This is a genomic window from Candidatus Schekmanbacteria bacterium (assembly GCA_016219965.1).
Taxonomy (GTDB): Bacteria; Schekmanbacteria; GWA2-38-11; order GWA2-38-11; family J061; genus JACRJM01.
The window spans coordinates 359,227-385,230 of sequence record JACRJM010000004.1; the positions used below are offsets into that span (position 1 = coordinate 359,227).

Here is a 26,004-nt window from a genome sequence, read left to right on the forward strand (position 1 = left end):
CTCTTTTCGATGGGGCAATAGAATTGTTTACACATTAAAAAAAATGACAGACTGCTTGCATTGGAAATTCATAGTGTTATCATATAAACTATAAGTTATAATATTTTGTAATTATGATGAAATTCTAACTATTGCTGAAGGTAGAGAAAATGCTCTCTACAAGATTTACGAGACTTTTAAGCTTCAAGCTGTTCTTCCTGCTTATGCTTCTCCTTGTCGTATTGTTTTCCTTGTACATGTACATCAACCTTAAACTTAACACCGATCATCTCATGTCCGCAATAATCGCAAGTGCGAACAGATCAAGTGATCTTATAAAAAATTCCACAAGATACAGCATGCTTAAGAATCAGAAAGAGGATGTTGATCAGATAATAACAACACTGAGCAGTCTTTCTGGAATGGATGGGATAAGGATATACAATAAAAAAGGGATTGTAATGTTTTCAGGCAATAAAGATGAGAACGGACGCGCTGTTGATATGAAGGCAGAGGCCTGCAACATCTGTCATAGCGAGAAAATACCTAAAGCAGCCCTTTCATCAACAAACCGTACCAGGATATTTAATTCTTCAAACGGACATAGGGTGTTAGGACTTATAAACCCGATTGAAAATGCTCCTGACTGTTCAAATGCCCCGTGCCATGCCCATCCCCCGGAAACAAAAATTCTCGGAGTCCTGGACATTAAAATGTCACTTGAACAGGTTGATAAAAATATCAGCGAAAGCCAGACCAAGATGATATATTTTGCGCTTCTTTTTATCCTGTCGGTAGCAATGGCATCCGGTGTGTTCATCTGGATAATGGTCCATAACCCCGTAAAGAAACTTACCATAGGTACACAGGAAATATCTAAAAGAAATTTTGATTATAGGATTGATGTGAAGTCTGATGATGAAATAGGTGAACTGGCCAATTCCTTTAATTTTATGATGACGGAACTGAAGAAGGCTTATAACGAAATTACAAACTGGTCAAAAAGCCTTGAATTAAGAGTGAAGGAAAAAACCGAAGAGCTTGAGAAAACTCAGTCACATATAGTCCAAATGGAGAAGATGGCGTCTCTTGGGAAGCTTTCAGCTACCGTTGCACATGAAATAAATAATCCGCTGGGCGGCATTTTAACGTATACAAAACTGCTTATGAGAAAGCTTGAAAAGGTCAATATTGGGTCACATGACCCCTCCATACTCGAATTTCTGAAAATAATTGAAAGCGAGTCCAAACGTTGCGGTAAAATAGTAAAAGATCTTCTGGTTTTCGCAAAGTCTTCTTCAGTCAACTTTTCCAGGGAAAATATAAAAAGCATAATAGAGAAAAGCATTGCTCTCGTAAATCATCATCTAGAGATAAAAAATATAAAAGTCGTGAAAAAATTACCTGATTCAGATTACTATTTGGCATGCGATTCAAACCAGATCCAGCAGGCATTTATAGCTTTGTTGATAAACTCTGTTGAAGCGATGCCTGTAGGAGGTACAATCACAATAGAAGTATTGCCTTTTAAAGAAGAAAATCAGGTCAGGATAAATATAACTGATACGGGAGTGGGAATTCCTGAAGAGATAATCCCAAATATTTTTGAGCCTTTTTTTACAACAAAAAAGGATGGTTCAGGCGTTGGACTTGGGCTGTCTGTGGTTTATGGAATAATTAAAAAACACAATGGAGATATAAACGTTTATTCAAAAATCAATGAAGAGACAACTTTTACTATTGTTCTTCCGACAAATTTATCTGTCGGAGAACATGACATAATTGACCATGTTGTCTGAAAAAAACAGGAGCTGAAAAATATATGACTAAAAATATTGGGATACTGATAGTTGATGATGAATTTTCCGTACGAAATTCCCTTTACAACTGGTTTAAGGAAGACGGCTACAGAGTTGAAGCTGCTGAAAATGGCGTAGAAGTACTGAAAAAACTCCAGGAAAACCCATGGGATATAATCCTTCTCGACATTAAAATGCCGGGTATGGATGGAATGGAATTGCAAAAGCGCATAAACGAAATAGACAAGAGTATTACTATTATTTTTATGACCGCTTATGCGTCAATAGAAACGGCAGTGCAGGCTTTAAAATCAGGTGCATTTGACTATGTTACAAAGCCAATAGATCCTGATGATTTGAACCACATAATCCGCAATGCGATAAAACAAAAAGAGCTCATAGCTGAGAACATACAACTCCGGGAAAAAATCGAGGAGTTGTCCAATTATGATGAAATAATCGGCGAAAGTCCGGCGATGCAAAAAATATTCGGCCTTGTGGATATGGTTGTAAAAACTGATTCTACTGTAATGATCCGAGGGGAAAGCGGTACAGGAAAGGAGCTTGTGGCTAAGGCAATCCACAGCAAAAGCTCAAGACGTTATTTCCCTATTATTACTATAAATTGCGCTGCTTTTCCGGATACTCTGCTTGAGAGCGAACTATTCGGTCATGAAAAAGGGGCGTTTACAGGTGCGCAATACAGAAGAAAAGGGAAATTAGAGCTGGCACATGGAGGGACTATATTCTTTGATGAAATCGGGAATATCAGTTTAAAGACACAGGTAGACCTTCTCAGGGTCATAGAGACAAAACAGTTTGCGCGACTGGGGGGAAACGAAACAATAAATGTGGACTTCAGAATCATAGCAGCAACAAATAGTGATCTGGAGAAGGCAATAAAGGATGGTACTTTCAGAGAAGATCTCTATTACAGGCTTAACGTGTTTTCAATATTCCTTCCTCCATTGAGGGAAAGAATAAACGACATTCCTGTTCTCACCCAGCACTTCATTAAAAAGTTTGCTATATCAATGCATAAGAATATAACCGGAATTACGCCTGATGCAATGGATATCCTTGTACGTTATAACTGGCCGGGGAATGTCAGGGAGTTAGAAAATGCAGTAGAAAGAGCAATGGTCGTAGGTAAAGGCCCATTAATAAGAAGTGAAGATTTACCATTCCAAATCATTCCAGGTGCTTCTGCACTCTGTACAGACACGCTTGAGGACATTGAAAAAAACCACATATTGAAAATACTCAACCGTACAGACTGGAATATAACTCACGCGGCTGAAACATTACAAATCGACAGGGTGACACTTTACAATAAAATCAAAAAATACGAATTGACCAGAGAGAATGTTTCAGAACAGTAATAGGCAAATGTCCCTTATCAAGATTGTACCTATAAACCTTCCTGTTCATCTCGATATCGATTATGTTGCTGAGGTTGTTAATGACACGTTCAGAATTGACACTATCGTATCAGATCTCAAAATTGATGTTTCGGATGCCTATGACGACAGGCGCAATCAGTATAGGTCTTCTGTAATGCTTGCAAAACTCGATGAAACGGCAGGAACAACAGGAACAGGGACAAAGATTTTAGGAATAACAGAGCTTGATCTGTTTATGCCAATACTGACATTTGTTTTCGGAGAGGCACAATTAGACGGACCTGCTTCGGTTATCTCAAGTTTTAGGCTGAGGAATGAGTTTTACGGATTGCCTGAGAACAATGTGTTGTTGAATGAAAGAATCTGCAAAGAGGCGATACATGAAATAGCTCATAACTTCGGCCTTCTGCACTGCGATGACTATATGTGTGTAATGAAGTCATCCACCTATGTGGAAGATATCGATATTAAAAATATGGAATTGTGCAGTTCATGCAAAGAACTGTTAGAAAACACGATGTCAGCCTGTGAAGCTCCACACATTTAAACCTGACAACTGACATGGAACTTCAGTTCAGTTAACTTCCATCCTTAGACTGTTAAATACGTGCAGGAAACTTTTGAATATTTCCTCAGTCAATACGTTATTGTGCTGAGGTCCTCTGTTGTTAGTAGTCTTTCTGCTGAGGTTTCTAACTATTTGCTTTTTATGCCCGGCCAGTAAATGATCTATTATCTGCTTTCCATGGGAGACAAATAGTGGCGCAGCCTCTTTGCCCGGAAAAAGATTATTTATGTCTTTTTCTATTTCGAAAGGCTTTATTTTCATAATCCATCCGGAGCCGTAAGGATCGTTATGAATAGCAGAAAAATTATTGATGAGATTCTCATTTACAATGTGTACTAACCCGCTGACCGGTGAAAGAGCAGTAATCGTTCCATACTCGTCGAATATCCAGCAGAATGGCTGTCCTTGAAGAACAACACTTCCTTTATGAGGCAAAATTACATCTTTTATATGGTATAGAAATTTACAGATGAAACTGTCCACTCCTGTTATGACTAGCTTATTGTCACTTAAGTCAGCCCAGGAGTGGATCTTATAGTAGTAGAAGTCATTCACAATCTTAAATCTGAAGAGTTCTCCAAAATATTTTTTTTCGTCGTCTGTGTAATAATGAGTCTTGCTGTTTTTTATATGTTCCAGAGTATCGACCTCGATGTATTTATTCTCAGATTCTGCAATAATATCCCCAAGCGTTGAGTATTCGGCTGCATCACTAAAAGCGATATTGAATGGGCAGAACTTGCAATTGTAATCATAATCGCACAGTTTGTATGCTATCTGCCCCGCGGACATCCAGATACACTTCAATTCGCCGTCAGGAATTATCTGTCCGCCATGTTGAGCTTTTATATCATCATATTCCTTGATGTTTTTCATAAACATTACTCACGGTTCCTGAGACCAGATTAGCTTTATACTTTTGGATAGGACGCGATTGTCCCCGCAGTTTCGTCCTGTAAAAATTCAGTCGTATATTCCTCAAACTTTTCCGTGGACTCTTCACTTTTTGCAGGTTGAAAGATCGTGAGATACTTAACTGCAAGTGCAAATACGACAAACCCTATTGCTACGATGAAAGCTGTTATTGATATCTCCATCCATGTAGGGAAGTAATCAACCCCTGATGATGCAGCCATACCGGTGATACTGACATTCATTCTGTTCATGACAAAACCTATTACTACCATGAACGCTGATATAAACAGTCCTTTTTTGTTAATCCTGACCTTTGGCATTGCAAACAGGATAAAAGGAATGATTACGCCTATAAATATTTCTGCAAGGAAAAGCGAGCGTTCCATTCCTGGGACGAGAAGAAGAGGTAGCACCCCTCTATGGGTGATATCCAGAATCTTTAATACGAAATAGCAGCCAAGGACTACCACTATTACCCTGCTTATTCCTTCAAGAAGGTCAATTTCAAGTTCCTTCCTGAAAAAACGGTTACTCAGGAACGATTCAAATATTACCATGGACAATCCTGCCGCAATTGCTGAAACAAAGAAAAAGAGCGGCAAAATCGGTGAATACCAGAGCCCGTTAAGCTTTTCCGGAACTATGAGGAACAATGTTCCAAGCGATGACTGGTGAAGAGTGGAAAGAAGAAACCCGGTAATTACGAGCGGTATGGAAATCTTCCTCAGTATACGCGATGGACGTTCCATGTTGAACTTCTCAAAAACTATGGGGAGAAACTCAAGAGCAAGCACAGTGGAATAAAGCATTACGCACCATGCTACCTCAAACATTACGGAATGCGGATTCCACATAACCAGAGGATGCCAGATATTGTATGGTTTCCCCAGGTCATAAAGAAGGGCTGTGGATACAAGGATGTAGCCAAGAAATGCAGTCAGAACAGTGGGCCTTATTATGGGTTTGTATTTTTTCATGTTAAATATGTAGACCGCAGCCGTTATTGTAAATCCGCCTGCAGCCAGGCCTACACCGCAAAGCACATCAAACCCTATCCACAGGCCCCACGGGAACTGGTCACTCAGAGCTGTAGAAGCTCCAAGCCCTTTTATGAACCTGTATCCCGTAGAGTAGATGCCAAGAAGCATGATGACAGCTATAACACCCCTCCAGAATGTAAGCTTGGGAAATTGTATTGTTTTCATGGTCATCAACCTCCAGATGGTTTATTGCTACTTGCTATCCTTTTTGTTCAGTGATTTTTCTTTATCTTTCTCCATCAATTCATGTAAGCTCACCTCGTTTTTCCTGTTTGTTAACCAGGCAATCCCGCCCATAATGACTCCTCCCATGATTACTATATCTGGAATCATGGATAATACTTTCCATGTAAGCATGGGCATAGGATCTTTTGCCAGGTCTGTCCTGAACCCGAGTTCGCTGAAAGAAACTCCGGCGAGAAACATCGTAGAAGTACCTCCTACTTCATTTTCTCCGTATATTTGATTGATATATTTATCCGGCTCTGCTTCAATCCTTGATCTTCCTTCTTCAAGAAGCGCTTCCCTGTCACCGAATGTTGTCGCTCCATACTGGCAGGCTTCAGCACATGCAGTCTGCAATCCCTTAGCAAGCCTTTCTGCACAGAATATGCATTTTCTTATTCTCGGAAGAGGATTACTCCACTCATATTTTGGAACACTAAAGGGGCAGGCCACCATGCAGTATCTGCAGCCTATACATTTATCCTCGTCATAAACAACAGGTCCAGCGCTTGTCTTATGCAAAGCTCCGACAGGACATACTGATGCACAGCTTGGATTGCTGCAATGCATACACAACTTTCTTACATAGATCCCCTTGAATTCCTTTACAACTGTATATGTCTTCCATGAAAGTTCTTCAGTGTCTCCTTCGGGGAGATTATTTGCCCTCTTGCATGCTCCAACGCACTCAAGGCATCCTACACACTTTGTGGTGTCAATCAACAGTGACTTCATCTTGCCACCTCCTTTCACCTATCAGCATATTCCTCAGTTTCCTAAAAGCCCGGTCATCAATTAACACTGTCTTTCATTCTGCTCAGCTCTTTAAAAAGTTTTTCTCGAAAATAGCCCAGCTTTCGTCATCGAGATATTCAAGAAGCCCGTCAATAATCTCTCCGCCATCCTGAATCGTAGCAAAGTCAGGACAAAGTCCTAAGCTTCTTGCCATCATTGTTTCTTTGAATCTCTGAACTTCGCCCTTTAGCCAGAGAGCTGCTTCCTTAGCTACTTTCATGCTCCTGATATTTTCACTCAGGTTGCTGGGTTTTATGGCACAGAGCCAACCGTAAGTATAAGGATCCTTTTTAATTGCATCCGGCTGATCCAGCAACATATGGTTAACACTGCATACAACTCCGTCTATAGGTGACTGAAAAACCGCTTTTCTGTTTCCCTGTTTGATTGAAAAGACCTTTTCACCCTGTTTTACTTCTCTTCCAATAGGCGGAAGATCGACTTCATTAATTCTCCCTAAACTGCGCTGAGCAAAGTCATCTATTCCAACCTTAACGTATCCGGAAATAAGAATATTTGCCCATGTATGTCCCTTGTGGAAAAAAACTCCCATCGGGATTCTGTAACTGTTCTCGCTGAATCCCCTTATTCCCCTTGTTGACCCTGTCAGTTGAATTTCTTCAGAGACAAATGCTTTTTTCTCACCTGCATAAACAAGTTTTCCCTGTTTTTTTGCTTCATATGACTGAATTGCAAGATCGACCAGCACAAACATAATGATGGTTGCTACTACGAGTAATACTACCATTGTAATCCCCTCCTTTCTCTCCATTTTAAGTTGTTATTTGTTTCTGCTTCTGCTTTTACATAGTGCAAATAACATGCCTAATCTGTTTGCTGAAAAGAAGTTGAATACAAAAGCATTTTTTTCCATGGATATTCAAAGTGTTAAGAAATTAAACGAATTGTCGTGTTGCTGAGAATGGATTTTTTCAATAGGAAGAAGTGTTGAGTAATTCTACATATGATTTTAGCAACAATTTAATAAGTACGTTAATGACTTGATATTTCAAATTGTTAGTTGCTGTTGAATTTGTATATAGTGATAGTTGAATAATTCAACACCATCGGCTTTGAAAATTTTAAACAGTGACAGAAGATATGATATGACGAAAATATTCTGGTATATTTTTTCAAATAACATCTAAAATAAGATTTGACAGTTTATCTTCAGTAACGCTATTAATTTAATGGCCACTGTATACGGGTTAATTACTTACTGTTAATAGAAAATGCGTAGGAGGATTTGAGAAATGGGAATTAAGGGGTCATTGACTGAAAAAAATCTGATTGCAGCGTTTGCCGGAGAATCGCAGGCGCGAAACCGTTATACTTATTATGCGAGTCTTGCAAAGAAAGAAGGATATGAGCAGATATCAGCAATATTTTTGGAAACAGCTGATAATGAGAAGGAACATGCTAAGGTTTTCTTTAGACTACTTGAAGAAGGGGAGGCTGTTGTAAATGCTTCTTATCCTGTTTCACTTGGAAATACACTGGCAAATCTGAAAGCTGCTGCCGAAGGAGAGAAGATGGAGTGGTCTACGCTTTACCCTGAGTTTGCGAGAGTTGCCGGCGAGGAAGGGTTTCAGGAGGTTAAAAAGGCATTCTTGATGATAGCAAGGGTTGAGATAGAACACGAGAAACGCTATAATAAACTTCTAGAGAATATTGCCTCTGACATGGTTTTTAGAAAGAATACCGAAACCTCATGGAAATGCAGAAACTGCGGTTACGTTCAATCTTCTGCAAGTGCACCTGATAAATGCCCGGCATGTTCACATCCGAAGGCTTATTTTGAGATTCATAGTGAGAATTATTGATTACTATAAGGTTATATGTTTTAGTGCCTCACTCTTGACAAAAATAAAAGATTGTGGTTTGTAGCCGTTTCCTTAAGTTATAACAAACTCTAATAACCGGGTTATCTATGGCAGGTTTTTCAGAAAAACAGATTGAACGTTACAGCAGGCATATAATATTGCCGGAAGTTGGCGGTAAAGGGCAAAAAAAACTTCTTGAATCGAAAGTTCTCGTTGTAGGTGCCGGAGGTCTTGGTTCGCCTTCCATATACTATCTTGCAGCAGCCGGCATTGGAACAATAGGTATTATAGATGCTGACATAGTGGAGTTAAGTAACCTTCAGAGACAGATTATTCATTCTACCCATGACCTTGGTAAACTTAAGGTAGAATCCGCTAAGGAAACTGTTTTAGGGTTAAATGATGATGTAAATGTGATAACTTACAAAGAGCGCCTGGACTCATCTAATATAATGGGAATAATAAAAGATTATGATATTGTTCTCGATGGGACTGATAATTTCCCTACGAGATATCTTATAAATGATGCCTGCTATCTTACACGAAAGACAAATATTCATGGGAGTATATTCCGTTTTGAAGGTCAGGCTACAGTTTTTAAGCCTGATGCCGGACCATGCTACAGATGTCTTTATCCTGAGCCTCCTCCTCCAGGTGCTGTTCCAAGTTGTCAGGAAGCAGGAGTGCTTGGAGTGTTACCAGGGATAATTGGTGTTATTCAAGCTATTGAAACAATAAAAGTTTTGCTTGATATTGGTTCACCTCTTATAGGCAGACTTTTAATGTATGACGCACTTACAATGGAGTTTCGTGAGGTCAGGATAAGAAAAGATCCGGATTGTCCTTTGTGCGGAGAAAAACCAACTATCAAAGCCTTAGTTGACTATGTCCAGTTTTGCGGCATAAGAAATGAATCGTGAACTCAAGGAGTTAGTGTCATATATGCATTTCATTAGCTAGCGGCAATACTTAAAGACACGAAGTAATGTAGTTTAACTCTTTGATATATAAAGTATAATAAAATAAAATAAATTTATGGTTGACAGAGTCAATACCTCGGTATAAATAATAAGCTACTGGATGAATCCAAAAAGGAAAGGTAAAAAGGACTTGTTAATAACAGACACAATAGATATTACAAAAGATACATGTCCGATTACTTTTGTGAAAACGAAGCTCAAACTGGAAAGCCTTAGCGAAGGCGATGTGTTAGAAGTCTTCCTCAAAGAAGGTGAGCCGGTAAAGAATGTACCACGGAGCGTTCAGGAAGAAGGGCATAAGGTTTTAACATTGGAACCTCATAATGGCGATATATACCGCCTTGTAATACAAAAACAGTAATACGGCTTTACATAACAATGGCTATTCTCTCTCATTAGAGAGTGACTCAAGGGGCTTAAAGGAACTTCGCAGCTTTAAGCCCCTTCCTTATTTCTAAATTTCTGATATTTCAAAAATAATATATTTAGATGGTAAATTTTCTTTCATTTGCTATTGAGAAAAAAGTTGTTTTGGCTATAATCTAAAAGAAGTAGCTCTTTAATATCATAGGAGGAGTAGTTTATGGCCCGTGTTACTGTTGCAAAAGCTACTGAATTTGAAATTGCGGCATTTCAAAAAAGCGGAATTGAACTTAAAAATCCTACGGCTGAAGAGGTAGAAAAGGTAATTAAACATTATCTTGCAGCAAATAATGTACTTCATCTTGCAACCTGCAAGGATAATATTCCACGTTCGACGCCTCTTGAATATCATAGCGAAGGGATGAATGTTTATATAATCTCTGAGGGAGGCGGGAAATTTGCAAATCTGAAGGATAATCCAAAGGTTTCATATTCCATTGCTTCAGTTTATAAACCTCTTGAAGATTTTTTTAGTGCAAGAGGACTTCAGGTATGGGGTACTGCGGAAGTTTGCACCAGAGATTCAAACCCTTCTGTATTCGAAGAGGGTTTAAGAGTTATAAAACCGGAAAATGTTTTAAAGCAGTTAGGTATTACGGAATTGCCCAAGAGTTTTAATTACAAACTTATAAAAATCGTACCTGATAAAGCTACTTACCAGCATCTCAGAGCTGGTTACAGGTATGTCACATGGTATAGGGAGTAAAATAAATGAATAAATCATGGAAGATTATTTTTACTTTGGGTTTGCTCTTATGTGTAAATTCTCTTTTTGTTTATAATGCAGAATCAAAGGTTAAATCAGTTTCTATTAAAGCAGGACCTTCAAGCGTTCAAATTGGGAATACTTTGCAATTTAACGCTGTTGTAAAGAGAACAGGAAAAACTTCCAAAGACGTTACATGGTCAATAAGCGGCATTGATGGCATAGATAATGGAACTATAGATGAAACAGGACTGTATACAGCTCCGTCAGCAATTACTTACACAAAAGTTATAGCTGAAGAGCTTGGTGTTACTTCTACTGTTGAAGTACAAGCAATTGATGTTAAGATCAAGGCTACAAGTGTTGCTAACAACTCTAAGACTGCTTCAAAGAAGGTGACAGTATATAATTTTCCGGCTGTGCTTAATGTGTCTGTTAAGCCATCTAGTTTTAACATCTTGTTTAATAAGAAACAGACATTAACGGCTTCAGTTACTAAGAAAGGAAGTGCTAGCTCTGATGTTACGTGGCATCTCCTTTTAAATGGAGAAGAACCAGATGGTGATAAAGCAGGTAAGATAAAACCATCGTCTGGGAAAAAAGTAACTTATACAGCTCCTTCTTCAAAACCTAAAGGTGATATTACTATCGTTGCGAGAAGTGAGTTTGATAAAACCAGGGAAGGTGTTTCAACGGTTAAGGTAATTGATAAACTAATACTTTCTGGAATAGAACCTCTCGTTAATCTTGGAACTGTTACAATCGGTCAGGATTTAAATTATAACCGTCAGTTTTCTGTACTGTCTAGTTCAGGAGATGGAATAGGATGGCAGGTTTCAAAGATTCCTTCATGGATAAACATTGATCCTATCAGCGATACGACACCATCATCCAATGTGACTCTTTCTATCATCGATACGGGGACACTTCAACCAGGACAAAACATAGGGGAGATAGTTTTTAAGAGTACGAAGAAAGGAGTGAGGTCTGCAAAGTTGCAAGTCATTATAAATGCAGTTTTGCCGACGGAACCTTAGATTTAAGATTAAGCAGAATATCTGCGAGAGGTTATAATGCGTTTTTACTTTTTTCAGATTATGCTTTATGTTCTTTTTTCTTTATTCATGAAATGGTAAGAAAACTCTGATATACTCCCAAGCATTCTATAGAAATATAGCTTGTAGAAAAATCTTTTTTCAGAGTTTCCGGAAAATATAAGTAAAAAAGCCGGCTTAACAAGTTTTCTAAAAGCCCAAAGCGGCGTTCCCCAAAGCCTTACATAGTTTTCCTTGTCATAGTAGTTGTGCTTTATCCGCGTTAATGAACCACCCAAACGGTAATACCAGTTCTTTATATATGTTTTGGATGAGCGCTCTGAAGGTACATAGTGATAAATAACTGCAGGAGGATAATAAAGGGCTTTTTCTCCTTTACCCAAGATCCTCCATACAAATTCAGTATCTTCACATAATCCGCAACTTTTATTCTGAGTGCCGTAAACGCCAAGATCTTCTCTGAAATATCCGTATTTTTCAAATACAAACTTCCTGAATATCATATTGGCACCTATTGGATTTTTCTGGGTTTTTATAGGGTATTCACATATCTCATCTCCGTAATCATGGGAAGGAAAGACACTCTGGATTACCGGATATTTCCCTTCAAAGCTGACCCATTTTGGTTTCATATTTTCCCATAGAGGAACTATTTTGCCTCCGAAAGCAGCATATTGCATGTAGGAATCCGAAAGTTTTTTCACCATATTAAGCCACTTACTGTCAACCGATACATCATCATCTATAAAAGCCAATACATCACCTGAGGCATTTTGTACCGCCAGGTTCCTTGCATAGGAGAGACCCTGCTTTGTTTCAAACAGGTATTTCACATTTATCTTCTTGTTCGTCTCGTATTCCTCACAGACTTTTTTGGTCTCATCTCTTGAATTGTTATCAACTATAATAAGTTCGCAGTCAGGGAAATCCCCTTCCTGAGAGAAAAAAGATTCAAGGAAGTTTTTGAAAAGCTGTGCGCGGTTATATGTGCAGACAATGACGCTTACCAAGATTTTTTTATTCATTATATTAAAAGATTTTATGTTTGTTTCAGGTTTCAGATTCATCCATGAACTTAGGCGGTTTGTTTATGGTTAAGCTGAAATCCAGTACTTTGAAAATAGTTAAAGCAGTCCATAAAATTATGCCAATGATAAATCCTGTTTTTGGTTCAAGGAATATAGGTGCGAATATAAATACAATAGTGTCTATCTCTACAGAGCTATATCTTGAGAGGACTCTGTGCTTCAGAGCATAGAAGCCAATAATATTTCTTAATCCTTTTGGCTTGATATTTTTCATTATAAGCTTCTTTTTGAAAGACAATGTGGGATCTTCAGTATAACTGGGGTTATATTTTAGCAGCCGTATCTTGTTTGCTTTTGTATAAATATACCATAAAGACATCCAGAAGAAATGAAATATGATATATACAAGGCTCATTATTATTATAACATAATCCCCTGTAATCCTGAACTGTCCATATGCGATTCCTAAAACAATCAACAGCAGCCGGAACTGGTCAAAAAGAAGTTCGAAAAATGCTCCTCCTGCTGAGGAATTCCCGGTTAGTCTTGCTAATTTTCCATCTATGCAGTCGCTCCAGAATGCGAGTTCAAATAAAATAGCGCCTGCAATAAGATATGGTTTTGTTCCCTGTATAAAGCAGGATGATGATATTGCTGAAAGAAACAAACCCAGGAATGTGAAAAAAGTTGGAGAAAGCTTTGTAAAATTGGAAACAAGATATATTATTGGAGTTACCAAAGGATCCACTGCAAAGACGGTCCACACAGCATCTGCGGTTTTATATGTCGCTTTAATATCTTTATATGTATATTTTTGCTTAGTGTTGCTTGTCATTATTGAACATACCCAAGGCTCTTCAGAGCTTTTATATCGTTCTTCTCTATGGATTTAACAGTTTCTTTCTTTTCTTTTCCAAAACCAAATAAAAGAAGCATTCTTTCTAACAGATTTTTTTTCTGTGAATCAATCATTTTGTCATATTCTTTTCTCATCGTAGTTTTTTCATTATTGTTTTTTTCAGCAATATTCTTAGTTTCATCAGGGTCATTTTTCAGATTAAATAATTCTTCGTTTACAATTTTACCTGACTTGTCTATCGAGACAGTAAATTTCCAATCTGGTGTCCTGATGGCTTTATAAAACGCGATGTTTTTTGGAACAGTAGGCGGCTTGTACTGGTTAAATGATTCCAGAAAAGCATATTCTCTAACCGGATTCTTTTCTCTAATAACCGGCAGCAGACTTTTCCCGTCAATGTCATCAGCTTTTCTGATATTAAGCATATCAAGGATGGTTGGGAAGATATCAATAATCTGCACCTCGCTATCAATTTTCCTTCCTTCAGGAATAATTGCCTGGAGATTGATAGCCAATGGAATTCTGACACATGATTCATAAACACGCCTGCCATGTTCGAAGTAATCATTATGCTCGCCGAGGCTTTCTCCATGGTCTGCAGTGAATATTATGATAGTCTTGTTCTTCAACCCAAGGTCATCAATAGTTTTCAACAACTGTCCCACGTTATAGTCCATATATGCTATTTCACCATCGTAAAGATCAATATAACTATTTGCATCGTTGTTATTCCCAATTCTCTGATATGCAGGTATAAGATTCATATCAACCGGCTTTTTATCAGAAGCTTTAAAGAGCGTGTCATATGGCGCTGGTGGAGTATAGGGGCCATGGGGATCTATAAAATGTGCCCAGAGGAAAAATTTCTTGTCTTTGTTTTTTTTAAGCCAGGATGATGTGGTTGCAAACATATCATCAGCCTTTCTTTCAAAAAAATCTCTGTTCAGTTCCTTGGAAGTTAAAGTGTCATCATAAAGATCAAACCCTTTATTATATCCGCACAACTTCGCCCTGAGGACAACATTGCTTACAAATGCGGCTGTTGTGTATCCATAATCTTTTAATAATTGAGGAAGAGTATTAATGCTTTTACTCAGCTTGTCGCCGGCATTCTTTCTTACACCATGATGATAAGGATAAAGACCTGTCAGCATTGACGCCATGCTTGCTGCTGTTTTGGGATAAGTAGTAACAGCTTCAGTGAATATTGTTGATTTTTTGAGAAAAGCGTCTATGTTAGGGGTAGTTTGACGGCTATATCCATACCCTGATATATGATCACTCCTGAGAGCATCAATTGATATTATTATAACGTTTAGCTCATTGGTTTTTGGGGGAGAACATTGAACTATGGAGAACAGTATGGGAAAAAATATAAATAACAATTTGACATTCCGCTTCATTTTATGAAAACCTTATTTTAAAGTTAATGGTATGGCATCAGTTTGTGCTGCGAATACCAGTAGAAAAACTGTAATCATTTCTTATACCAACAATCTGCGGTTGAGTCAAAAGCAGTTTTATTTTAATAGTAATCTTAGTTGGGTTGTATAAGAAAATTAGAATTGAATATAATCAAAGAGTTCAATGGAAAAAATATTCTGCGCAATTTAACAAAAGGTAATTAAGAGAATGAATGTCAAAAAAGTTGTAGGTAGAATTTTAAACATCGTTAGTGCTGTTTTAATTATTGCCCTAATCTATAGTATTTTCAGTAATGGTGACAATTTAAAGCTATTGGGAATTAAGATTAGTTTATCTTACGCAAACATAATCAGGGTAGTTGCAGTTGTTTTACTGATTAGACAATTGATCTCAGGTAATGGTTTATGGCTTTACAATGTAATAAGAAAGACATGCGAGCCATTCGTTGCTGGATTAAATAACATATATATCAATATTTTTACAGGAGGACTTCTTTTCCTTATCGGCGGGATTATGTTGGGAGTCTATGACGCTCTCTATGACCCGCAAATCTTCCAGATGGTCCATTTCACAGCTATCACACCTGACTGGGATATAATAATAACAAGGATCCTTTTTCTTTTTCTCTGTTATTCTATATCGTTTTTTATAGTAGGAGCGGTTCTGTCGTGGCTCCTGGCGTTTAAAATTAAAAATGGGAAAGAAATAAATATTGTATTTCATCTTTCTTTTTTAACTTTTGCCTTTGTTTCTGCATTACCTAAATTTTCACTAATCAGTCTTGAACCCTATGGCCCGCTGTCTTTTGCCGCTATAGCCATATATATAATTTTTTCCTTCGCAATGATGTTTTTTCTGGCTAAATTTATTTTTAGCCATAATAAGCTAAAAGTTATTTTAGCAGTGCTCGCAATTGTATTGATTCCCTGTGCATATATTGCTGCTTCTTATGTTGGCAGAATTCATTTAGAAGAAGAGGCAAAGAAACCTCACAAACGCATTATTCTTATTACAATGGATACAACAAGAGGTGATCATCTAAGCATCCCCGGATATAATTACAATAAAGAAACAACTCCGGAACTTAAAAAAATAGCAAGTGAGGGTATAATATTTGCTAAGGCTTATACAGATATGCCTACAACCGATCCAGCCCATACATCCATTATGACAGGGGCATATCCGAGGACGCACGGTCTTTTGAAAAATGGGATGGATGTTTCAAACCCTTCTCTTAGTTACCTGCAGGATTGGTTTAGAAAGAACGGAGTTGCAACTGCGGCGATTACGAGCAGGGTATTGCTTTATCCGGAGGCTCTCGGCTGGCCTGCATTTGATTATGAAAACTATCCTTTCAACAGCATGAAGGATAAAACCAAAATGAAGCATGAGGAATTTAACGCACACAATGCTTACAACCGTGCAAAGGTATGGATAGACAGAAATTATGACAAGGATTTTTTTATGTGGGTTCATTTCTGGGATCCTCACTGGCCATATGTTCCTCCAAAGAAATACAATTCAAAATTCAATTCCGGTTTTAAGGGTTATATTAAAAAAAATAAAGACCACGGCTTCATAAACGACAAGAAAAAATTCTCGATTGAGCGAACTGATTATATGAGCTCTCTCTACGACGGGGAAATAAACTATACTGATTTATATGTCAGCAGGCTTGTAAGGTATATTGAAAAGAAAATCCCGCAAGAATCCGGAGCGCCATTAATAATAATTACTGCTGACCATGGAGAGGCCCTTAATGAACTGCTGGATAAATTCAATTATGTTTATGACCATGGTGAAACTCTGAATTCAGGGAATATGTATATCCCTCTTATCATAAAATGGGATGGTATGCTTAAGGGGGGAAGAGTTGTCGATGAGCTTGTTGAAAGTGTTGATATTGCTCCAACTATTACTGATTTGTTTGGCGGGCGCGGCGAATTCAAATGTGATGGAAAAAGCTTTGCTCCTCTTCTTCGTGGAGAACAGTATTTGCCAAAGGAAGCGCTTTTTGGCCAGAGACGTGACTTTGACGAAAAACAGAAAGTCCAGTTTTTAAAAGTTCCTGAATATTCAGTTACGACAAAAGATTGGAGGCTTTTAATAAATGAAATACGCGGTATTGAACTTTTTGATGCAAAGACTGACAGGTACGAAGTGAACAATGTAGCTGATAAACATTCTGATGTTGTAGCGAATCTTACCGGCAAACTTGAGGAATGGAAAAATAAATATAAACCTGCACAAGTAAAACCCGGCAAAAAAGTTTCAGACGAAAAGGCAAAGGTGCTCAAATCGCTTGGATATGTTCAGTAATGTCTTGCCTGTTTCAATTGCAGTGTTCAAATCCTTTTTGACTAAGCGGATATTTGCTGTTATAAATTTCCCTTATGCTAACTAATCTGGCGGAGATTTAATTAAAATATGAATGTGTTTTCAAGAATAAAGATGCTCATCAAATATAATGACCTTCTGAGGATCATAGTTACTGCAAACCTCAAGGAAAAGTATCTGGGGTCAGTTCTTGGTTATTTCTGGTCACTGCTTGAGCCTCTTTTGAGCATGTTGATTTATTTGTTTGTGTTCTCTGTGATCGTGAAATTTAAAGTTGAGAATTATTCGGTTTTTCTTCTTACAGGGATACTTTCATGGAATTTCCTTCAAATATCCACAACTACAGGAGTTACTTCGCTGACGAGGAATTTTAATCTCATAAGAAAAGTAAAAATGCCGCGGGAACTATTCCCTCTTGCAGATGTGATTGCGAGAATGATTGAACTTTTGCTAAGTCTTATCTTTCTCCTTCTTTTCATCATGTACTATCAAGTTTCATTTACGGCAAATATATTCCTTTTTCCGCTTATCCTTTTTTTCCAGTTTCTTTTTATTTACGGTGTATGTTTATTTATTTCGCATCTAAACGTTCTATTTACTGATGTGCAGAGGTTGCAAGGTGTTATTATGAGGTTATGGTTTTATCTCACCCCGGTTATTTATCCATACTCTAAAGTACCTGCAAAAATATACCATTATTATATGCTCAATCCAATGGCCGTCTTTGTGAGTCTTTACAGGACGGTATTTCTCGGTACACCACCTCCTGAAATGCAATATATGATTTTTACCGGAGTTGTGACCCTCCTGATATATTTCAGCGGCATGGCTTTCTTCTTAAGAAATGAAAGAATAATGCTTAAATTTATATGAGCGTAACGCTATGAACAATAATATTGCTGTAGAAGCAAAGGGATTGGGGATTAAGTTCACTCTAAACCACAAGATAAAACAAAGATCAGGTACTGTACGAACCTTAGTTCTCAATATGCTGAGGTCAAATGATAAAAAAGAAGATTTCTGGGCCCTTCGCGATGTAAACCTTACTATTAAAAAGGGAGAGATAATTTCCATCATTGGGAAGAATGGTGCAGGTAAAAGTACTCTGCTTAAGATGATTGCAGGAACTCTTATCCCTGATGAGGGGAGCATAAGAACTGAAGGTGTCATATCAGCGCTTTTAGAACTTGGTGCAGGATTCAGGTCGGAGCTTACCGGCAGGGAGAACATATTTCTTAACGGTGCAATTCTTGGGCTCAAGCTTTCAACAATCAGGGAGCGATTTGACAGTATTGTAGAATTCGCAGAGCTTCAGAAATTCCTGGATTTGCAGGTAAAAAACTATTCATCCGGGATGCGCGCAAGGCTTGGATTTTCCATAGCTGCCCATGTTGACGCGGATATACTCATTATTGATGAAGTTCTTGCAGTGGGTGATGCTGCGTTCCGCGAGAAATGCAAGATCAAGATAAGTGAATTCATATCGATGGGAAAAACAATAGTAATCGTAAGCCATGATATGTCCATGGTCACAAAATTTTCTACAAGCGCTTTGTGGATAGAGAATGGATTTATTAAGGCATCCGGAGATGCCAACAAAATAATTGAAGAATATTTAAGATGCACGGTTTAAAACTTAACTGAATGTCAGGAGACAATGAATGAGGAAACCTATAACAAAAAAAGGGTACGAGGAACTTCAAAAAAGGCTTGAACTGCTGGAAAAAGTTGATCGTCCGAAGATTGTTCAGGATATCGTTGAAGCAAGAGCTCATGGAGATATAAAAGAAAATGCGGAATACCATTCGGCAAAAGAAAAACAGTCTTTTATCGAAGGAAGAATAAATGAACTTCGAGGAGCATTAAGCAGTTCTCAGATAATAGATACGAAAGGGCTCGATTCGGAGTCTGTTATATTTGGTGCGACTGTGGATCTCATAAATGTTGATAGCGGAGAGAAACGTGTTTATACACTTGTAGGTGAATATGAAACCGACATTGAGAGAGGACTAATATCCATTAATTCCCCAATAGCCAGAGCATTACTTAAACGGGAAATAGGAGAAGTTGTAAAAGTCAATGCTCCGGGGGGCATTTTTGAATATGAGATTAAAAATATATATTTTGGTGAATAAGTTTAAAACTGATCAATCCTGAACAGTTAAAAACTGTCGGGAATTTGAACAAAAATTTTCTTTACAAATCAAATGGTTAAGTGAATCATCAAAAAAGTGTTCTGAAAAGCTGACACTTTTTATCTTTTTCTATTCTTGCAGGTTTATAACTTATTGAAACATTGCTTTTTATTTAAATCATTTCGAATGGCACATTCTTTGCTTATATCCTAAATGAGCGTTCGTTGAATCCATATTCATGATGTTTTATTAGATCATATTCCTGCTCTTACTCTATTGCTTAAAAATAATGCGTGTTTTGCGCTGTACTAGTCATGTCCTTTCTACAGAGAAAAGAGGTGAGGGGATGAAAAGCAACAGAAAACTGCGGGTTATCTTTGTGGGAGATGAGCTTAAGAGATTTTATCCCCAGATAAATGCCTTGAATGACCAGCATGAATTTTTTGTTGAGGAAAGCGGTCTCTGTCTTGAAGGCGCTCTTTCTGTAAGCAATCTGTCTATGATAGTTTTTCAAAAGCGCGTTATATCTGACCATTGTGTTGAATGTATTAAAAAGATTAAAAGCATTATTCCTCAGACAGTAATTGTTACACTATGTGAAGAAATCCCCAAGGAAACATTGTTAAATCTTTTCAGACATGGGGTAAGAGATGTTTTAGAGCAGCCTTTTGAAAAATCCATAGCCCTTGAAAGGGCTATCAACAAAATCAGCGCTCTTTTCTGTAACACTCCCAAAAACAGAGAGAGGAGATATAACTATTCTTCTCTGCGCCATCTTAAAGAGATATCAATAAATAATAATAACACAGACAATACAGATAACCTAAATCTAAATGATGATAATAGAATAGAGCGGGCAAAAGCTTATATTGAAGACAATTACAGCGATCCTCTTGCATTGGCTGATATTGCAGGTATTGCCTGCATAAGCAAATTTCATTTCTGCCGAATCTTTAAGAAGAGTGAAGGGATTTGTTTTAAGGACTATCTAAACAATGTAAGGATAGAGAAAGCCAAAGAGCTGTTAAAAGATAAAAAGTTTTCAATCGCAGAAGTTGCCTTTGAGGTAGGGTTTCACTCATTGTCTCATTTTACAAGTCTTTTCAAAGACCATCTGAATGTTTCTCCCGGGAACTTTAGGCGCATAGCGTTTAAAATACTGGCTGTAGCATTGTTCTGCGAGAACATAGAGCAAATCCTTTTATCAATCTGCCCATAAAGACTGATCCTAAAGAGCATATTCTGCAAGTTATGACATGGCTCTACTTAACACAGTGATAGTTTTGCGTATTGAAGCTGGTTTTGCGATTTTGCTCATTATTGCATTATAGCAATTTAGAGCAAGAGAAGAGCAATCCGCTGGTTGAATAAGTGCTTTGTTTATAGCATCTATATATGGGTACTGGTCTGGATTCTAATGGAAGGCAGAGCATAGAATTCTGAGAGACTTTTAAGTTGCATATCTTTTTTCATATCAACGAGCTATTGGAAAGGGGGTGAGAAACAGTAAAACTGACTTTTCCAGAAACATCGTGATTTCTAGTGTTGGTTCAATTTAAACTGACTGACCGTAGTTTTTCGAAAATGTAACTTTAACTCCACATTAAGGAGAAAGGGATACAAATGATAAAGGGGATTAAGATTAAAAGTATTATGATCTATTTTTGTTTCGGCGTTGCCTTGATATCTGCTGCTTTTCTTTTAAGCAGTGACACAAGCAACGCAGTATGTCGTGCTCCTGACGGCTGTGTTGGATGTCATGATTTTATTGGAAATACGACTTACATAGTGAGAGAAGCGCCGGGAACCTGTGACCGCGGCGATTTCACAGTAGGTCCGAACATGAGTATGGGTCGTTTCATACACAGGACTGCAAAGCTTCAGGATGGAAGAATTTTACTCACTGGCGGCGCCTGGAAGCTTTATGATTTTACTGCAACGGTTGATATCTATGACCCGGCAACAAACACGATTACGCCTGCGGCTCCTATGAACATAAAGAGATGGTCCCATGCCCAGGTTACATTGAATAACGGCAAGGTCCTCGTAGTAGGCGGAAGGGATGCGGTAACAGGTACGACTGTGGGTTCTCATGTTCTTAAAAGTGCAGAGCTTTATGACCCGGCAACAAACACGTGGACCTTTACAGGTTCAATCAGCGTTGCCCGCAGAAGCCCGACAATAACTCTCCTTAATGACGGCAGGGTGCTTGTAGCAGGCGGCGGCGACCGTGCAAGTTCAACGGTAACACTGCCGTTGTCAATTGCGGAAATTTATGACCCTGCAACAGGGACATTCTCAGTTGTCGGCAACATGACAACACCGAGAAATGCCCATAGCGCAACTCTTCTTAATGATGGAACAGTTTTAATTACCGGCGGAACAGTCGGTATCAGCACTGTATGGCCCACAACTCTGGCAGAGATATTCAATCCTGCAGACAACAGTTTCACAGCAGTTGGTCCTTCATTATTCCCACATCTTGCACAGGTTGGCGTTAAAATGAGGGATGGCAGGGTACTGATTCCGGGAAGCTACTATAATGATCAACATAACACGGAAAGGGGAAACATTAGTCCTGAGTGCGAAATCTATGATCCTGCAACAAGGACTTTCTCTGCAACAGGTTCGATGTACAAAAAGAGAGTAGATGTTGGCGGACAGCTTCTCCTTGACGGCAATGTCCTTATATCAGGCGGCGTATCAACAGACCTGCAAAGAAGATGGCCAACTATGTTCCAGACAAGCTCGGAAGTCTATGACCCCAAAACAGGGATATGGCTTCTTTCCGGTCTTATGAGGGACGGCAGGGACGAGTTCAGCGGAATCCAGTTTGATGACGGACGGATATTTGTAAGCGGCGGATTCACGAAAGTAGGAACACTCCCATCAGCTGTTCTGGATACAACTGAAATTTACACCCCCGGGTTAATTAGCCAGATTAGAGGACTAATTAATGTAATCAATGACCTTCCAGATTCAGCGTTGAAATCAGGTACTGGAAGCCGCGGTGCTCTTCTTACAAACGTAAAAGATGTAGGGAAATACCTTGGCGTAAGTTTTGAAGATATGGACCTCTGGGCTCAAAATAAAAGTGAGTATGATGGTAAAGATATAGGAGAAAACCCAGGTGGTTATGACACAAAGCATGTTGTAAACAATAATGGCGTATATCACAGGCCGGGCTTTAGGTATCCTGAAGTAAACTGTGCAGGTTGCCACGGAGAGAATCTGAGGGGTGATATCGGACCTTCTTGTTACACCTGCCACGGACCTAAATGGGTTGCCAAAACTACTCCTGTTGATTATAACAAAGCCCTCGACCAGGCTAACAAACTCCTTTCAAGGATGGATGGTTGCTCAGGCAAAGTGCAAACAGATGATCTGATTGTTGATTGTACACAGCAGAAATATGTCGGTGGTGTTCTGAACGTATTGAGAGGGAGCATTCAGAAAATACTGACACCTAACCAGATTCCAACAGTTTCAGTTACTGCCACGCCAACATCAGGTTTAGAGCCGTTAGCAGTTGCATTTACATCAACAGCGAGCGACACAGACGGGACAATAGATGCTTACTACTGGCAGTTCGGCGACGGCAAGACCAGCAACATAGCAAACCCGACACATACCTATTCATGTGACGGGACTTACATTGCAACGCTCCGCGTAACGGACAATGCAGGCGGTTCAGCTCAGGCATCTGTGACAATAACAGTTGATCCTGCGAGCTCAACTTTGACCTATAACTGCGATGTACAGCCGGTTTTTGACCACTACTGTGTTGGCTGTCACGGCTCATTTGGCGGTGTGACTCTTACTAGTTGTGCAACAACAGCGACACCCGGTCCTAACGGTCCAAACATAGTCCCCGGCGACGCTGCGGCAAGCCTTCTCTATCAGGAGATTGCAAGCGGCGATATGCCTCCGTCAGGTGCCAGAGTACCAGCTGACGCTGTGGCAAGAATAGGCGCTTGGATTGACAGTCTTGATCCGCTTGATCCAAACTACTGCGATTAAGAGGTCTGATTTAAAGTAACAAGAATATATAAACAAGAGAGCCGGTATAAAAAAATACCGGCTCTTTTTTATTTTATTTGGGTTTATTTTAGAAAAAGCCTGTCAATTCTGTAGAACTGAAGGATTTTAAAGATTTCCCTTGATATACTTTATCATTTCCTCTTTATCCGCCTCTGAGAGCGGTGTGAGCTCAAGTCCGAGGAGGTATGTTTTTTCTTCAGTAATCATAGCCCTTACAACTTCCCCTTTGACTGAGATAAGCTTTTCTCCAAGGGCTACAGAGATTTCCAAAATCGAGTGAAGAGGGAATGGATAACCGCATTCAATAAGCATTCCGCATTCACTTATATCTACCGTCTTTGCTATTCCCTGACGTTTGTCAAATTCCTTCTGGTCAAAGAAATTATAGTACAACAGGTTGATTGATTTAATACGCGGATATCTTCTGCGGTCATGCGATTCTGTTTTTGGAAAATCCATAATAGTTATTTTACTTGTCATATCCAAGTTTTGTCAACAATATCGAGCAATTTTAAAAAACTTCTTTTCAGAAACCTTCTTATCATCTATATTACCTGCCAATTCTGATAATTAACTTTCCCTGTATATAATATGGAAAAAAACATTAACGATTCACAGATTCTAAATGACATTCCAATAAAACGGTTTATAAACATTGCCAAAAAACATGCAGTGCAATCGGCGCTTCTTTATGAACATGTTAATAAATATCATTCTATCAGCTATAATGAATTCCTGCTTCGTGTTTCTGCTTTTGCGGCAGGTCTTAAAAAAATCGGCGCTTCAAAAGGAGACAGGCTTGCTATCATTCATGCTAACTCACCTGAGTGGATAATCTGTGATCTGGCATGTCTGGCATTGGGGGTTGTTGATATTCCTCTTTATAAGAGCATTACCAATGAACAGCTGACCTACATAATCAATCAATGCGCTCCTAAATTCTTCCTTCTCTCGAATTACAGGTCATACAGGAAGATAATGGAGACAAACTCAGAGGTATTAAAAGAAACTAAATTTATTATTGCAGAGAAGCCTAATGATATTGGAAAGGAAATACCTAATTTGTTTTTTTACGACTCCGTTTACAGGATGGGACTTGCTGAAGTTGAGAAAGGTGAGTTCTCAATCGATGAAGCAGCCTTGCTAATAAGTGCAGATGATGATGCAACGATAATATATACATCAGGCACGACAGGACAGCCAAAGGGTGTCGTTATAACAAACAGAAATATAGTTTCAGAAATAGATGGTCTTTATAAGGCGATAGAAACCAAAGAGAATGACAGCATAATATCCTTTCTTCCATTAAGCCATGTCCTTGCACGTCTTGTTGACTACTTCATAATATTTAGCGGAAGAACTATTGCCTATTCTGAAACAATGGAGGCATTGGCAAAAAACCTTGTTGAAATAAAACCGACTCTTCTCGTAGGTGTGCCAAGGGTTTATGACAAACTTTATTCTGCGATTCGTGATGCTGCTAAAGATGGGTATGCAAAGGCACTTCTTGAATGGGGAATTAGGATCGGAGAGCGATGGAACAGCGCAGCTGATAGAGGTGAAGTTCCTGCACTTTTGCTGAGGGTATTACACTTCATAGCTGACAGACTTATCTACTCAAGGATCAGGGAAAAACTGGGCGGGAATATCAGGATACTGATATCCGGAGGTGCACCGCTGCGCAGGGATGTTGCAACTTTCTTCAGGAACCTTGGGCTTGTAATACAGGAAGGATATGGCCTTACTGAAACTTGCTGTGCAGTAACTCTGAACAGAAAGGATAGAATAAAGATAGGAACAGTGGGGGAGGCGGTTGAAGGCGCAGAAATTAAAATCGCTGAGAACAATGAGATCCTTATCCGCGGGCCCATGATAATGAAAGGTTACTACAGGAATGAAACTGCAACATCAGAGGTTATAGACAAAGAAGGATGGCTTCATACAGGGGATGCTGGTTTTATAGACACAGACGGCTACATTACAATAAATGACAGGATTAAGGAGCTTATAAAGACATCGAGCGGCAAGTACGTAGCTCCACAAAAATTGGAACATTTGCTGACAGAAAACAGCATGATTGCAAATGCTGCAATAATTGGAGACGGAAGGAAATTCATTTCTGCTCTTATAGTACCCGAGAAAAAATTTATATCCGGGAAGGCGCAGCAGCTTGGACTCAGTGCTCTCAATAATAATGAGTTTTTAAATAACCAGTCTGTTACGGCACTATACAAATCTCTTATATCAGATATTAACCGTAATCTTGAAAGCCATGAGAAAATAAAAAGCTTCAGACTGTTAGAAAATGATTTCTCTGTGGAAGGGGGAGAGCTTACACCTACACTTAAACTAAGAAGAAAAATCATATCTGAAAAGTACGGATATCTTATAGAAAGTATCTATGAAGGGTTTGATTGAGTTTAGGATTGACATTTAAATACCCTTATTATAATTAGCGTGCGGAACTT

At 38.7% G+C, this 26,004-nt stretch carries 23 protein-coding genes; 15 read left to right on the forward strand and 8 right to left on the reverse strand.

The window, feature by feature from the left end; genetic code table 11:
- Nucleotides 1-149 precede the first annotated feature (149 nt).
- Genes HZA77_06970 through HZA77_06980 form a run of 3 tightly spaced genes read left to right on the forward strand, consistent with a single transcriptional unit; the run spans nt 150 to nt 3,728 of the window.
- Nucleotides 150-1,778, forward strand: coding sequence for a HAMP domain-containing histidine kinase (locus HZA77_06970; GenBank protein MBI5375159.1), 1,629 nt, complete (start codon nt 150-152; stop codon nt 1,776-1,778).
- Nucleotides 1,779-1,801: 23 nt separating this feature from the next.
- Nucleotides 1,802-3,160, forward strand: coding sequence for a sigma-54-dependent Fis family transcriptional regulator (locus tag HZA77_06975; protein ID MBI5375160.1), 1,359 nt, complete (start codon nt 1,802-1,804; stop codon nt 3,158-3,160).
- Nucleotides 3,144-3,728: an archaemetzincin family Zn-dependent metalloprotease gene (locus HZA77_06980; GenBank protein MBI5375161.1), complete on the forward strand. Its 585-nt coding sequence runs from the start codon at nt 3,144-3,146 to the stop codon at nt 3,726-3,728. The genes HZA77_06975 and HZA77_06980 overlap by 17 nt, the downstream gene beginning before the upstream one ends.
- 27 nt (nt 3,729-3,755) lie before the next feature.
- On the opposite strand, the gene HZA77_06985 is transcribed toward HZA77_06980, so the two are convergent.
- From HZA77_06985 to HZA77_07000, 4 genes are all read right to left on the reverse strand, one after another.
- Complete coding sequence (locus HZA77_06985; protein MBI5375162.1) at nt 3,756-4,625, reverse strand: hypothetical protein; 870 nt, start codon at nt 4,623-4,625, stop codon at nt 3,756-3,758.
- Nucleotides 4,626-4,660: 35 nt separating this feature from the next.
- Nucleotides 4,661-5,875: a Ni/Fe-hydrogenase cytochrome b subunit gene (gene hybB, locus HZA77_06990; protein ID MBI5375163.1), complete on the reverse strand. Its 1,215-nt coding sequence runs from the start codon at nt 5,873-5,875 to the stop codon at nt 4,661-4,663.
- Between the two features lie 21 nt (nt 5,876-5,896).
- Entirely contained in the window at nt 5,897-6,664 is a 768-nt protein-coding gene (locus HZA77_06995) for a 4Fe-4S dicluster domain-containing protein (protein ID MBI5375164.1), read from the reverse strand.
- A gap of 82 nt (nt 6,665-6,746) precedes the next feature.
- Nucleotides 6,747-7,472, reverse strand: a complete 726-nt coding sequence (locus HZA77_07000; protein MBI5375165.1) for a hypothetical protein — start codon at nt 7,470-7,472, stop codon at nt 6,747-6,749.
- Between the two features lie 505 nt (nt 7,473-7,977).
- Between HZA77_07000 and HZA77_07005 the strand changes: the two genes are divergently transcribed.
- The 5 genes from HZA77_07005 (at nt 7,978) to HZA77_07025 (ending at nt 11,693) form a co-directional block, all read left to right on the forward strand.
- Nucleotides 7,978-8,547: a rubrerythrin family protein gene (locus HZA77_07005; GenBank protein ID MBI5375166.1), complete on the forward strand. Its 570-nt coding sequence runs from the start codon at nt 7,978-7,980 to the stop codon at nt 8,545-8,547.
- Between the two features lie 107 nt (nt 8,548-8,654).
- Nucleotides 8,655-9,467: a molybdopterin-synthase adenylyltransferase MoeB gene (moeB, locus tag HZA77_07010; GenBank protein ID MBI5375167.1), complete on the forward strand. Its 813-nt coding sequence runs from the start codon at nt 8,655-8,657 to the stop codon at nt 9,465-9,467.
- 160 nt (nt 9,468-9,627) lie between these two features.
- Entirely contained in the window at nt 9,628-9,888 is a 261-nt protein-coding gene (locus tag HZA77_07015) for a sulfurtransferase TusA family protein (protein ID MBI5375168.1), read from the forward strand.
- A 222-nt stretch (nt 9,889-10,110) separates the two neighbouring features.
- Nucleotides 10,111-10,656: a pyridoxamine 5'-phosphate oxidase family protein gene (locus tag HZA77_07020; protein ID MBI5375169.1), complete on the forward strand. Its 546-nt coding sequence runs from the start codon at nt 10,111-10,113 to the stop codon at nt 10,654-10,656.
- A 5-nt stretch (nt 10,657-10,661) separates the two neighbouring features.
- Nucleotides 10,662-11,693, forward strand: coding sequence for an Ig-like domain-containing protein (locus HZA77_07025; protein ID MBI5375170.1), 1,032 nt, complete (start codon nt 10,662-10,664; stop codon nt 11,691-11,693).
- 65 nt (nt 11,694-11,758) lie between these two features.
- On the opposite strand, the gene HZA77_07030 is transcribed toward HZA77_07025, so the two are convergent.
- Genes HZA77_07030 through HZA77_07040 form a run of 3 tightly spaced genes read right to left on the reverse strand, consistent with a single transcriptional unit; the run spans nt 11,759 to nt 15,001 of the window.
- A complete protein-coding gene (locus tag HZA77_07030; protein MBI5375171.1) occupies nt 11,759-12,736 on the reverse strand; it encodes a glycosyltransferase family 2 protein in 978 nt (325 codons plus the stop codon).
- A gap of 25 nt (nt 12,737-12,761) precedes the next feature.
- Nucleotides 12,762-13,574 carry a CDP-alcohol phosphatidyltransferase family protein gene (locus HZA77_07035; GenBank protein ID MBI5375172.1) on the reverse strand — a complete coding sequence of 271 codons (813 nt, stop codon included), beginning with the start codon at nt 13,572-13,574 and terminating at the stop codon, nt 12,762-12,764.
- Nucleotides 13,574-15,001: a sulfatase gene (locus HZA77_07040; protein MBI5375173.1), complete on the reverse strand. Its 1,428-nt coding sequence runs from the start codon at nt 14,999-15,001 to the stop codon at nt 13,574-13,576. The genes HZA77_07035 and HZA77_07040 overlap by 1 nt, the downstream gene beginning before the upstream one ends.
- 229 nt (nt 15,002-15,230) lie before the next feature.
- On the opposite strand from HZA77_07040, the gene HZA77_07045 reads away from it, so the two are divergent.
- From HZA77_07045 to HZA77_07070, 6 genes are all read left to right on the forward strand, one after another.
- The gene (locus HZA77_07045; protein ID MBI5375174.1) at nt 15,231-17,342 is read left to right on the forward strand and encodes a sulfatase-like hydrolase/transferase; all 2,112 of its coding nucleotides are present in this window, start codon (nt 15,231-15,233) and stop codon (nt 17,340-17,342) included.
- A gap of 108 nt (nt 17,343-17,450) precedes the next feature.
- Nucleotides 17,451-18,233, forward strand: a complete 783-nt coding sequence (locus tag HZA77_07050; GenBank protein MBI5375175.1) for an ABC transporter permease — start codon at nt 17,451-17,453, stop codon at nt 18,231-18,233.
- A gap of 10 nt (nt 18,234-18,243) precedes the next feature.
- Complete coding sequence (locus HZA77_07055) at nt 18,244-18,993, forward strand: ABC transporter ATP-binding protein (protein MBI5375176.1); 750 nt, start codon at nt 18,244-18,246, stop codon at nt 18,991-18,993.
- A 28-nt stretch (nt 18,994-19,021) separates the two neighbouring features.
- Complete coding sequence (greA, locus tag HZA77_07060) at nt 19,022-19,495, forward strand: transcription elongation factor GreA (protein ID MBI5375177.1); 474 nt, start codon at nt 19,022-19,024, stop codon at nt 19,493-19,495.
- Nucleotides 19,496-19,841: 346 nt separating this feature from the next.
- Nucleotides 19,842-20,714 (forward strand): helix-turn-helix transcriptional regulator, encoded by an 873-nt coding sequence (locus HZA77_07065; GenBank protein ID MBI5375178.1) that lies wholly within the window; start codon nt 19,842-19,844, stop codon nt 20,712-20,714.
- A 404-nt stretch (nt 20,715-21,118) separates the two neighbouring features.
- Complete coding sequence (locus HZA77_07070) at nt 21,119-23,515, forward strand: PKD domain-containing protein (protein MBI5375179.1); 2,397 nt, start codon at nt 21,119-21,121, stop codon at nt 23,513-23,515.
- Between the two features lie 126 nt (nt 23,516-23,641).
- Here HZA77_07070 and HZA77_07075 read toward each other — a convergent pair whose 3' ends face one another.
- A complete protein-coding gene (locus HZA77_07075) occupies nt 23,642-23,995 on the reverse strand; it encodes a PilZ domain-containing protein (GenBank protein MBI5375180.1) in 354 nt (117 codons plus the stop codon).
- Between the two features lie 132 nt (nt 23,996-24,127).
- Between HZA77_07075 and HZA77_07080 the strand changes: the two genes are divergently transcribed.
- Entirely contained in the window at nt 24,128-25,954 is a 1,827-nt protein-coding gene (locus HZA77_07080) for a long-chain fatty acid--CoA ligase (protein ID MBI5375181.1), read from the forward strand.
- Nucleotides 25,955-26,004: the final 50 nt, after the last annotated feature.